Below are 11103 nucleotides of genomic sequence, written 5' to 3'. Positions count from 1 at the left end.
ACCTGTACAGATTGGGAAGTTAAACAAATAGCTTCAATGCTATAATAAGGGTAACAACGAAAGTTGTCAAGCAGTTTTTATCTCAATAATGTTCAGTATGCTAATGCTTTAGTGTTTCTAAGCCAGAAAAATTGTCGTCTTTATTTTTTACAGAGGAAGATGGCGCATTGCTTCCATTATCGCTTTCAATTGGAATAGTAGGCTGTATTAAAGCAATTTTTATAACCTCATCAATATTCTTGACAAAAACTACATCGACTTTTTCCTTAATACTTGCTGGTATTTCTTGCATATCCTTTTCATTTTCGCTAGGTATAATCACAGTCTTGATCGATCCTCTGAGTGCTGCGAGTAACTTTTCTCTCAAGCCTCCAATAGCTAAAACTCTGCCACGCAGTGTAACTTCACCTGTCATAGCAACACTTTTGTCAACTGGTATGTTTATCATAAGGGAAACAATGGATGTGCATATTGCACTACCAGCAGAAGGTCCATCCTTTGGTACAGCGCCCTCAGGTAGATGCAAATGTATATCATTGTTTTGAAACTTTTCAGGCTTTATGCCAAAGAATAGACAATTTGATCGAATATAACTATACGCAGCCTTTATGGATTCTTGCATAACCTCTCCAAGTTTCCCCGTATATTTTATTTCCCCCTTACCTGGAATCAAAACTGACTCTATCATTAAAATATCACCACCTGTTTCAGTGTAGGCTAGTCCAGTTACTACCCCTACTGAACTCTCATTTTCTGCGATACCAAAGGTATATTTACGTACTCCTAAATAACCTTGTAAATCGTTAACTCCCACGCATATTTTCTTATTTTTACCTTCTAATATTTCTTTCACTGCCTTTCTCATGAGCTTTGCAAGCTCCCTTTCCATACTGCGAACACCACTTTCACGTGTATATAGACGTATCAACTCATACAGTGCATCGTCAGTTATACTCCATTCTTTCTTACGCAAACCATGCTCTTTCTTTAATTTGGGAATTAAATGATACTTAGCGATACTAATTTTTTCATCTTCAGTATAACCAGATAATTGTATGATTTCCATCCTGTCATGCAAAGGATGTGGTAAATTCAAGCTGTTCGCTGTAGCGACAAACATTACACTTGAAAGATCAAACTCAACTTCTAAGTAATGGTCCGTAAAGTGCTTATTGTGTTCAGTGTCCAAAACCTCAAGCAATGCAGATGCAGGGTCACCATGCGAATCAGAACCCATCTTATCTATTTCATCAAGTAAAAAAAGTGGGTTGCAGGAATTAGCTTTTTTCATGTGTTGAATGACTTTGCCGGGCATTGAGCCAATATAAGTTTTCCTATGGCCACGTATCTCAGATTCATCACGCACACCACCAAGAGCTATGCGAACAAAATCCCTTCCCACTGCCTTTGCCATAGACCTAGCTAAAGAAGTTTTACCGACACCAGGTGGTCCCAATAAGCAAAGTATAGGACCCTTGATCTCTTTTACTCTCTTTAACACTGCCAGAAACTCTATTATTCTATCTTTTACCTTCTCTATACCATAGTGATTTTCATCCAAGATTTTTTTAGCTGCATTTAAATTAATTTTTGCATCCTTATATTTTCCCCATGGCAGATCAAGCAACCAATACAAATAATTAGATATAACTGTAGCTTCAGGAGAAATGGGATTCATTTTCTTATATCTCTTCAACTCAGTTATAGCTTTCTCCCTTGCTTCCTGAGAAAGCTTTGTTTCTTCTATCTTTTTTTCAAATTCATTTATTATATTTCCTTCTTCTCCATTCTCAAATTCGCCCAATTCTTTCTGTATAGCTTTCAATTGCTCATTGAGGTAGTAGGCTTTCTGAGTGCTTTCAACTTGTGATTTAATTGTTTTATATAAACGGTTTTGTGCATTCAAAATGCTGATTTCTCTCTCAATAAAAGTGAAAGTTTTTCTTAAACGTTCCCCCGGACCATAAGTCCCAAGTATGCTTTGTTTATCTGATGCTTTTATATTCAAATATGAAACTATCGTGTCTACAAGCAGATCAATTTCTTTGATCTGCTCAACGGGATTAACAATAATATCAGGCTGGTTTTTCTTGTTCAGTTTACACCAACTATCAAATGCACCTATAACAGACCGCCTTAAAGCTTCCAGATCGACATTATCCTCATCTTCCTCGTATTCACGATAATTATCCAATTCTACTCTAGCCTGTAATAAAGTATGAGAATCGATATACTCAACAGCTCTTCCTCTGCTGACTCCTTGGATTACAACCTTTACTGCATTATCAGGCAATTTTATCAATGGCTGTACAATATTTGCTAGCACGCCTACTTCATAAAGATCTTGTGGCTCTGGGTTATCAAGAGAGCCATCTTGCTGTGTCACAAGAAAAATCTTATTTTGGTGACTACTATTATTAATTGCATACTCTAACGCATTAATGGATTTTTCTCTGCCTATAAATAAAGGTACCACTACACTTGGAAAAATTACTACATCTCTTAAAGGCAATACCGGCAATGTAGCAAAATTAGAGTCCATAGCATACTCAATGTTCATAATACATGCTTAAATTAACCATCAACCTCCTGCTACAATGTCACCCTTGTTGCCACGATTGATCACTACTTTTCCTGATTCCACCATTTCCTTAGTAACTACTATTGTACTACCTTCAAAACCCCCGTTTCCAACTGTATACATAACATCGAGCAAAAGTGACTCTAAAATAGCACGTAACATTCTGGCACCTGTTTTATAACTCATAGCTTTTTCAGCAATAGCTGATACTGCGCTATCTGAAAATTCAAGATTTACTTTACTAAACGCAAGTAATGCTTTGTACTGTTTTATTAGTGCATTCCTTGGCTCTATCAGTACATGTACTAAATCTTCGTGATCTAACTCATCTAAAACAGCAGTTATTGGAACACGCCCTACGAACTCCGGTATCAAACCGAATTTAATTAAATCTTCGGGCTGAACATCACGTAAAGTATTTTTTTTCCTTTGCTCTTTAGATTGACTGATATCTGCTCCAAAGCCAACTGATGTTCCTTTCTTTCTTGCTTCAATGATCTTGCCTAAACCTTCAAAAGCTCCCCCACAAATAAACAGTATATTATTAGTATCCACTTGTATCAATTCCTGTTGTGGGTGTTTCCGTCCTCCCTGTGGCGGAACATAAGCAACTGTGCCTTCCATAATCTTAAGTAGAGCTTGCTGGACTCCTTCGCCTGAAACGTCACGTGTTATCGAAGTACCTTCAGATTTCCTTGTGATTTTATCTATTTCATCTATAAACACTATACCACGTTGTGCCTTTGCAACATCATAATTTGCTGCTTGCAATAGACGCGATAACACGCTTTCCACATCATCACCTACATAACCTGCTTCAGTCAAAGTTGTTGCATCAGCCATCGCGAACGGCACATCTGAAACTTTAGCGAGTGTTTTGGCTAGCAAGGTTTTACCAGAACCAGTAGGACCAATGAGCATTACATTCGACTTTTCGATTTCAACATCTCTTATAGAATGAAATTGTGCCATAGACTGACAATGGTTATACATCGCTACAGACAAAACATGTTGTGCGTGTTCTTGACCAACAACATGTTTACTAAGAAAACTCTTTATATCTTCAGGTTTTTTTAGTAGTAACTTCACATCAGACATATAATCTGAATTAAATGTCCCACTTTTCTTTTGGCTTATTGCTCTATGAGATAACTCTATGCACTCATTACAAATAAACACTTTCAAACCGTCTGAAGAATTAGTAATTAACTTATCTACTTCGTTTTGTGCTTTATTGCAAAAAGAACAGTAGTGTAAATCATCATTGTTGCCCATCAACTCACCTTTTGTTCAACTTTAATACTTTCAATCTTAATATCCTTACGCTCAGCTATTACTCTGTCAACCAAGCCAATTTTCCTTGCTTCTTCAGGATCCATGAATTTATCTCTTTCCATCATTCTTTCGATTTGCTTCAGTGAACTTCCAGTATGCTTTTCATAAATCTGGTTTAGTTTTTTCTTAATTCGCAAAATTTCATTAGCATGTATTTCTATATCAGTTGCCTGACCCTGATAACCACCAGATGGCTGATGTATCATAATTCTTGAATGAGGCAGAGAGTAACGCTTACCTTCTGTGCCAGCTGCAAGCAACAGAGAGCCCATAGATGCAGCTTGACCTATACACAAAGTTGAAACATCTGGTTTTATATACTGCATTGTATCATAGATCGACAAACCAGCAGTTACAACGCCACCTGGCGAGTTAACATACATATAAATGTCCTTATCAGGGTTTTCCGATTCTAAAAATAAAAGCTGTGCTACTATTACGCTGGCCATGTTGTCTTCAATGGGACCAGTTACAAAAATTATTCTTTCCTTCACCAACCTCGAATATATGTCATAGGCACGTTCACCACGACTTGTTTGCTCAACTACAATTGGTATAAGAGTCATACCTTTTCCTACTAAATATTATCAAATAATTCCTTTAACCTTTTCACAGAAACAATCTGCTCTTCTTTATGAACTTTTTCTATTATATAATCTGTAACTTTATGCTCAAGAGCTTGCCCTCTAACTAACTCCTGAAATTGCCTGTTTGAGCTAAAATGTTTCAATACTCTATTAAGCGGTACATCTTTATTGACATACTGATTCAGAATAACATTTAAAACATCATTTTGAGTTAATGATATTTTATGTTCTGTACTGAACTTCATAAATAACATTGCAAGCTTTACTCGTCTTTCAGCTTCCTTAAAAGAGTCATCTTTAGAGTTCAACTCTCTTTCCACTCTCTGCTGTTCCTGTTTTACTATGTCTGTAGGCAAATCAAAGCTGTAACTAGCATCCAAACAATCAAATAGCTCCTTTTTAATTAAGAGGTCTCCCATTTCTTTACATTGATTATCAATTACTTCTTTTGCATGATTTATTAGCGAAGAATAATCTTCAAAACCAATCCTCCTAGCTACTTCATCATCACTTCCAAAATCTTCGGCAATCTGAATATCATTAACTCGGACAGAAAAAGTAGCCTCTTGTCCCGCAAGGGAAATTACCTGGTAATCCTCAGGAAACTTCAGCTTAAAGCTTTTTGTTTCTCCTTTTTTTATGCCAATTAATTGATCTTCAAAACCATCGATAAATGCGCCGGATCCTAAATTAACAGCAAAATTTTTGCCACTTCCACCTTGAAAGAGCTTGTTTCTAATCCGCCCTTCAAAGTCAATTGTCAGTTTATCCCCATTTTTCGCTTGATAAGAATCATCATCAACAGAGATAAGATTAGGAAATTTTGTTTTTATAGAATCAATAAATTCTTTTATGTCTCCCTCTTCGATTTTTGCCTCAACTTTCTTCAAACTTATTTTATCAAGATCTATTGTTGGCACTTCTGGCATTGACTCAAAAGACAGCTTGTACACAAAATCGCCTTTCTCATCCTTTTTATCCAGATCTGGTAATGATATAATATCAACCTTAGGATGAATTTGAGACTTGACTTCAATTTTTTTCATTAAATCACTTGAGCAATAGTCAATCGTGTTATTCACTACATATTCCAAAACTTCACTTTTATAATTTTTAACAATAAGATCGTAAGGCGTTTTCCCGGATCTAAATCCAGGCAATTTTGCATTCTTCGCTATCTCTTGTAATCTAGAATTCATCTTTTGTTCTATATAATCGCTACTAACTGTGATTTCATACTCATGCTTTAGTTTATCTACACTAAGCTTTTTATAGGTATATATATTACTTGGTGTATCCACTTCGACTGCATTTTGAGGTATGTTACTAGACATCATAACCTATTTATCAATGTTTTAATTTATATTTTTATAAAGCTATTTTACCAGAATCTCAGTGAAATACAATCCTTAAGAACGAGTTTTTACACAAACATTAGAGTATGTTTAGTGATTATAAACCTTTTTTTAAATCTAAGTACATGATTTTGAGTGCGGATAGAGGGACTTGAACCCCCACGAGCAAGCTCACCAGGACCTAAACCTGGCACGTCTACCAATTCCGCCATATCCGCAAGAATTTTTCAGTAACTTATAGCTAACATAAACTATTCCTATCACCCCATTATAAGTACCGTCTTAAAAAGACTCAAGGTCTAAAGTCTTACTTAATTTATAGTATTTACACAATCAAAAAAGCTTATTAACATTCCTTAATGAAAATTCTAAACCCTGAAAATCAATAATGAGACTAATAACAAGCTTCTTACTTGGAATTTTTCTGATTACACAGAGTGGCTGTACACCACTTATAATAGGTAGCGTAGTGGCTACAGCAACGGCAACAGCAATAACAACACAAGATAAATCTTTGGGAAATATTGTTGATGATACAACTATGGTAATCAGAATCAATAAGGGACTCCTAAAGCATGGACTATTTTCATCTATAAAGGTTAAAGTAAGCGAAGGAAGAGTATTGCTCATTGGAAACGTTGATACCCCTGAAAAGCAGCTCACAGCAGAGAAAATAGCTTGGCAACAAAAAGAAGTTAAAGAAGTAATAAATGAAATAAGAGTAACACCAATACAAACAACTTCCATGCTTGACACTACCGTAGATGGTATAATAACGGCGGAAATAAGAACAAGACTTTTAGGGAAAAGAAATATCAAATCAATTAATTATAGCGTTAATACGGTTGATAGAGTTGTTTATTTGATGGGTATAGCTCAAAATAAAGCGGAACTAAAAGCTGTAATAGCAATTGCAAGAAAGGTAAAAGGGGTAAAACAAGTTGTAAGTTATGTACGATATAGACACAGCAAATTACGCCATTAATGGAAATTTAGTTCCCAGTGGGAATTTTATATCAAAGGTGATGTGCAAATGAGAGTAGCTTTTCAAATGGATGAAAATATAAACTTTGAAACTGACACCACATTTGCATTAATAAAGGAGGCACAAAGGAGGAAGCACGAAGTTTTCTTCTATATCCCTAACAATTTAGCATTAAAGTTAAATCAGCCAATTGCTCTTGCTCAGAAAGTCAGCGTTGACGATTTTAGTTTCATCTCTAAAAAAGATGTAACCATCAATTTGAGTGAAATGGATATTATATTTATCAGGCAGGATCCACCCTTTGATGTGCGTTATATTACAACTACCTATATTTTAGAAAAAACTAGCGCATTGGTAATTAATAATCCAACGGAGATAAGAAACTGTCCCGAAAAACTAATTACTTCACTGTTTCCAGAACTAACTCCACCAACTTTAATTACTGAGAATGTATCGATGATTAGAGATTTTTACCATGATTACAGAGATATTATTCTAAAACCATTGTATAGCTATGGAGGAAACGATGTAATAAGAATACAAGATGAAAACAGTATTCAAGTAGTAGTTGAACTCATGGTCGCAAAATATGAGTGTCCTGTAACTGCACAAGCATTTTGCAAAAATATAGACAAAGATAAAAGAATATTATTACTTGATGGCCAACCAATTGGAATAATGAAACGAGTTCCAAGAGATGGAGAGATCAGAACAAACTTGCGGCTCGGAGCGAGCTTTGAACCTGCTCAGATGAACGACAGAGATAATGAAATATGCAATAAAATTGGTCCTGAATTAAAGAAAAGAGGGCTAATATTTGTTGGTATTGACATTATAGGTGACTTTCTTCTCGAAATTAATACAACTTCGCCTACGGGAGTAGTTTACGTCAACAAATTGTATAATACATTGCTAGAAAAAAATCTTTGGGATACATTCGAAGAAAAAGCAAGCAGCCATATATCTATCAGCTAAATTCTTGAGCTATTACCTTAATAAATTCAGTGACCCCATTCCTTATTCTTGTTCTCTTAGTATTATTAGCCATATCACGCAATTTTTGACAATTTTGTAATAGATCAACTAGCAACTCTCTTAAACTTTTTTTCACTTCACTGTTTTGCTCAACTATTACAGCTGCCCCTGAATCTCCGATATATTTTGCGTTATAAAATTGATGACTATCTTTTGAGTGAGGATAAGGAATATATATAGCGGGGCGCTCAGCAAGAGTGATTTCCGCTATCGAGGTTGCTCCTGCTCTGCTAATTATCAAATGAGCACTCACTAGCCTACTTTCCATGTCGTCAAAAAACTCACTTAATTCACAATCGATTCTTTCACTCTCATATAGGCCCCTAACTCTGTCCATATTTTTCTTCGTGCATTGCTGCGTCACTCTAATCTTCCCTTTCATTTCAGTAGGCAGATTACAAATTACGTCACTCACTATATCATCAAAAAAATTTGCACCTTGACTACCTGCTATTATTAATATGTTTAGGATTTTTTCAGTACAAGAATAGCCTTGCGCCTTTATATTAACGAAATTCCCTGTAAAAACACATTTACTGTTCCTCGCATATTTAGTCTCTGGAAAGCTAGTTGCGATTGATTTTGCACTTTTGGAAAAGAATCTGTTTACCCTCCCTAAAACTGTATTTTGTTCATGTAAGATTATAGGTATAGAGAGAATCTTTGCTGCAAGAAGAGTTGGAAAAGAAGCATAGCTACCAAAACCAATGACTAGTTTTGGTTTCAACTTTCTTATTTGGTACAGTGCTAACACACAACCACATATCAAAAAAAGAAAAAACTTAAATTTATTGCTGCTTGGCCTACATAACGGCAGGGTATAACTCTCTATGTCAGTATTTTTATCCGTTTTTTTATCAGTAAATAATGTGCTATTATATCCTTGTATCTTTAGTGCTCCTGCTAAGGTTATAGCTGGAAAAATGTGTCCGCCTGTACCACCTGTTGCTAGAATGATATCCATCTGTGCATAGCAAATTAATACTAGATTGTTAACCATTACTTAACAATTTGCACGTAAAATTTTACTAAGCTTTATGGTAGGGAATCAAAAATGTCTGAAAACAATAGTAAAAAAGAATCTAACGTGAAAAATAAGCCTCAAGAACAAGGAGAAGGCAAAAGCGGAAGTTTTGTAGGGCTGTTAAAAGATATAATAAAAGCTCTCTTCGATTCGGTCGTTGATCTACCTCAGCAAGAGCAATGTAAAAATTACAATCAGCAAGAAGGTAAAGATATGAGTACTGAAACAACAGTCAAGCAAAGGGGTAAAAAAAATCCAGAGGATCTTAATCAAAAGCAAGTGAAAAAAGCAGCTGAAGGGTTAAAAGAGAGGTTACAGAAATCTGGTGCTGGTAATCAACCTGTCGGAATTGAAGTACCCAGTCAAGCTACAACTCAAGATATTGATGATGTTAAAGCGATGAGATGCTAATTCAACTGTTTAACGATTCATCGTCCGCTGCAAGAACCGATTCGTGTATCATTTCTGAAATGGTTGGGTGAGGAAAGATCGTAGACTTTATGTCGGAGTCTGTTCCTTCTAGTTGCTTTGCAAGAGCGAAATTGCTAATTAACTCTGTTACTTCTGCTCCTATCATATGAGCGCCAAGAAGTTCGCCTGTTTTCTTATCAACCACTGTTTTTACTAACCCTTCGGTTTCACCGAGTGCAATAGACTTACCATTAAAATTAGAATGAAATTTTCCTATTTTTACATCATACCCATTTTTTATTGCCCGTTCTTCAGTGAGGCCAATACTTGCTATTTGCGGGTGAGAGTAAGTGCAATTTGGTATGCACTCTTTTTTTAACTTATGAGGACTTTTGTCAGCAATCTTTTCAACGCAGGTCACAGCTTCATGACTTGCCTTATGCGCTAAACATGGCGGGCCAGCTACATCACCTATCGCATACACGTTAGGTTCACTCGTTTCATACCATTCATTCGTTTCAATAAAACCAGAAGAGCTTAATTTAATTTTTGTATTTTCTAACCCTATATTTTCAGTGTTTGCCTGAACGCCAACTGCAACAATTACTCTATCGAATTCTTTGCTCTCACCACTACTTAGTTGCACTTGAGTAGAGCCTTTATTTTTAGTAAAAGTTTTTACACTATTGTTTGTATATGTCTTTATTCCCTGTCTTGTAAGTATTTCTTGCGCTAAATTTGAAATCTCTCTATCTTCCAGCGGTAAAATAGTGTCTTTTACTTCTACAATTGTTACTTCAACTCCCAAAGTACTATAAAAACTTGCAAATTCTACTCCGATTGCACCAGATCCTATAATTAGTAGCGATTTTGGCAGTCTATCTGGAGTCATAGCATGCTGTACATTCCATATTAAATCTCCATCTATCTCTATTCCAGGCAAATTTCGCGCTCTCACACCTGTTGCTAAAATAATATTCTTGGAAACAATTTCTTGTTCCTTCTTACTATTGAAGATTTTTATAGTATGGTTACCCGCAAGTTTACCAAGTCCTTGGTGAATTTTGATGTTATTCTTCTTCATCAAATACGCAACACCTTTTGATAACTTATCAACAACGTTCCTTGAGTATTTCACTATCGACTGGATATCAAAGCTTGTATCTTTTACTTTTATACCAAATTCCTCTGATCTTCTTATTAACCTATAAATTTCAGATGCTCTAAGCAGAGATTTTGTTGGTATACACCCCCAATTTAAGCATATACCACCTAAATTCTTCTCTTTTTCAATAATCGCAGTTTTAAAACCAAGTTGCGCTGCTCTAATTGCTGCTACATAACCACCAGGACCACTACCTATAACCGTAACATCATACTCACTCATCAGTTTTCTTCGTATTAAAAAAGACTATATATAACAGACGGAACCTATATAATCAACGGCGTTATCTCCTCATCCAAGTAGATAGCACTAGAATCCAGTCCTCATTTAATCCCATTGAAAACTTTGTGTTTTACATAAGACTACTTTTATGTTCACCAGCCTAATAAAATCCCTAGATTCCAGCGTTGCGCGCTGGAATGACACCCTTCACGGGCTTTTGAGTTGCTTTAGTCACAAGCATTAAGAAATTTACCAAATAGAGAAAAAAGCAAAAGAAGCCCTAGTCGGTATTTATTTTTAGTATTGGCGTTTTTATGTCTTAAACGCTGCAATTTAGCTGCTTTTAAGCGCAACTAGTCTAAGCTATAATATTTAAGAAATTTACCAGGCAGAGAAAAAAGAC

General features: G+C 35.6%; 9 protein-coding genes and 1 tRNA gene. 3 read left to right on the top strand and 7 right to left on the bottom strand.

The window, feature by feature from the left end:
* Positions 1-100: 100 nt before the first annotated feature.
* The 5 genes from lon to DM84_RS02300 all read right to left on the bottom strand — a co-directional run bounded on the left by lon (position 101) and on the right by DM84_RS02300 (position 6076).
* Positions 101-2560 carry an endopeptidase La gene (gene lon, locus DM84_RS02320; protein ID WP_250778141.1) on the bottom strand — a complete coding sequence of 820 codons (2460 nt, stop codon included), beginning with the start codon at positions 2558-2560 and terminating at the stop codon, positions 101-103.
* Positions 2561-2581: 21 nt separating this feature from the next.
* Entirely contained in the window at positions 2582-3859 is a 1278-nt protein-coding gene (gene clpX, locus DM84_RS02315; RefSeq protein WP_410543770.1) for an ATP-dependent Clp protease ATP-binding subunit ClpX, read from the bottom strand.
* A complete protein-coding gene (gene clpP / locus DM84_RS02310; protein WP_250778139.1) occupies positions 3856-4482 on the bottom strand; it encodes an ATP-dependent Clp endopeptidase proteolytic subunit ClpP in 627 nt (208 codons plus the stop codon). The genes clpX and clpP overlap by 4 nt, the downstream gene beginning before the upstream one ends.
* A gap of 11 nt (positions 4483-4493) precedes the next feature.
* Positions 4494-5837, bottom strand: coding sequence for a trigger factor (gene tig, locus DM84_RS02305; RefSeq protein WP_250778143.1), 1344 nt, complete (start codon positions 5835-5837; stop codon positions 4494-4496).
* A 157-nt stretch (positions 5838-5994) separates the two neighbouring features.
* A tRNA-Leu gene (locus DM84_RS02300) sits at positions 5995-6076 on the bottom strand.
* A gap of 170 nt (positions 6077-6246) precedes the next feature.
* Between DM84_RS02300 and DM84_RS02295 the strand changes: the two genes are divergently transcribed.
* Together DM84_RS02295 and gshB are read left to right on the top strand one after the other, a co-directional pair.
* On the top strand, positions 6247-6843 hold the full coding sequence (locus DM84_RS02295; protein ID WP_250778138.1) for a BON domain-containing protein: 597 nt from the start codon (positions 6247-6249) through the stop codon (positions 6841-6843).
* Positions 6844-6891: 48 nt separating this feature from the next.
* Positions 6892-7818, top strand: a complete 927-nt coding sequence (gshB, locus tag DM84_RS02290; protein ID WP_250778137.1) for a glutathione synthase — start codon at positions 6892-6894, stop codon at positions 7816-7818.
* Here gshB and DM84_RS02285 read toward each other — a convergent pair.
* Positions 7811-8842 carry a UDP-N-acetylglucosamine--N-acetylmuramyl-(pentapeptide) pyrophosphoryl-undecaprenol N-acetylglucosamine transferase gene (locus DM84_RS02285; RefSeq protein ID WP_250778142.1) on the bottom strand — a complete coding sequence of 344 codons (1032 nt, stop codon included), beginning with the start codon at positions 8840-8842 and terminating at the stop codon, positions 7811-7813. The two genes, gshB and DM84_RS02285, sit on opposite strands and share 8 nt — an antisense overlap.
* 90 nt (positions 8843-8932) lie before the next feature.
* On the opposite strand from DM84_RS02285, the gene DM84_RS02280 reads away from it, so the two are divergent.
* Positions 8933-9313: a hypothetical protein gene (locus DM84_RS02280; RefSeq protein WP_250778136.1), complete on the top strand. Its 381-nt coding sequence runs from the start codon at positions 8933-8935 to the stop codon at positions 9311-9313.
* A gap of 1 nt (position 9314) precedes the next feature.
* Here the strand turns inward: DM84_RS02280 and lpdA are convergent, their stop codons facing one another.
* Positions 9315-10700, bottom strand: a complete 1386-nt coding sequence (gene lpdA, locus DM84_RS02275; protein ID WP_250778135.1) for a dihydrolipoyl dehydrogenase — start codon at positions 10698-10700, stop codon at positions 9315-9317.
* Positions 10701-11103: the final 403 nt, after the last annotated feature.

The organism is Wolbachia pipientis (genome assembly GCF_023661085.1).
GTDB lineage: Bacteria > Pseudomonadota > Alphaproteobacteria > Rickettsiales > Anaplasmataceae > Wolbachia.
Note: the sequence above shows the minus strand (reverse complement) of the source record. Positions and strands in the feature narration are given on the sequence as shown.

Coding starts and splice junctions, on each gene's coding strand:
- lon (WP_250778141.1), bottom strand. CDS start 2,560: ATGAACATTGAGTATGCTATGGACTCTAATTTTGCTACATTGCCGGTA.
- clpP (WP_250778139.1), bottom strand. CDS start 4,482: ATGACTCTTATACCAATTGTAGTTGAGCAAACAAGTCGTGGTGAACGT.
- tig (WP_250778143.1), bottom strand. CDS start 5,837: ATGTCTAGTAACATACCTCAAAATGCAGTCGAAGTGGATACACCAAGT.
- DM84_RS02295 (WP_250778138.1), top strand. CDS start 6,247: ATGAGACTAATAACAAGCTTCTTACTTGGAATTTTTCTGATTACACAG.
- gshB (WP_250778137.1), top strand. CDS start 6,892: ATGAGAGTAGCTTTTCAAATGGATGAAAATATAAACTTTGAAACTGAC.
- DM84_RS02285 (WP_250778142.1), bottom strand. CDS start 8,842: ATGGATATCATTCTAGCAACAGGTGGTACAGGCGGACACATTTTTCCA.
- DM84_RS02280 (WP_250778136.1), top strand. CDS start 8,933: ATGTCTGAAAACAATAGTAAAAAAGAATCTAACGTGAAAAATAAGCCT.
- lpdA (WP_250778135.1), bottom strand. CDS start 10,700: ATGAGTGAGTATGATGTTACGGTTATAGGTAGTGGTCCTGGTGGTTAT.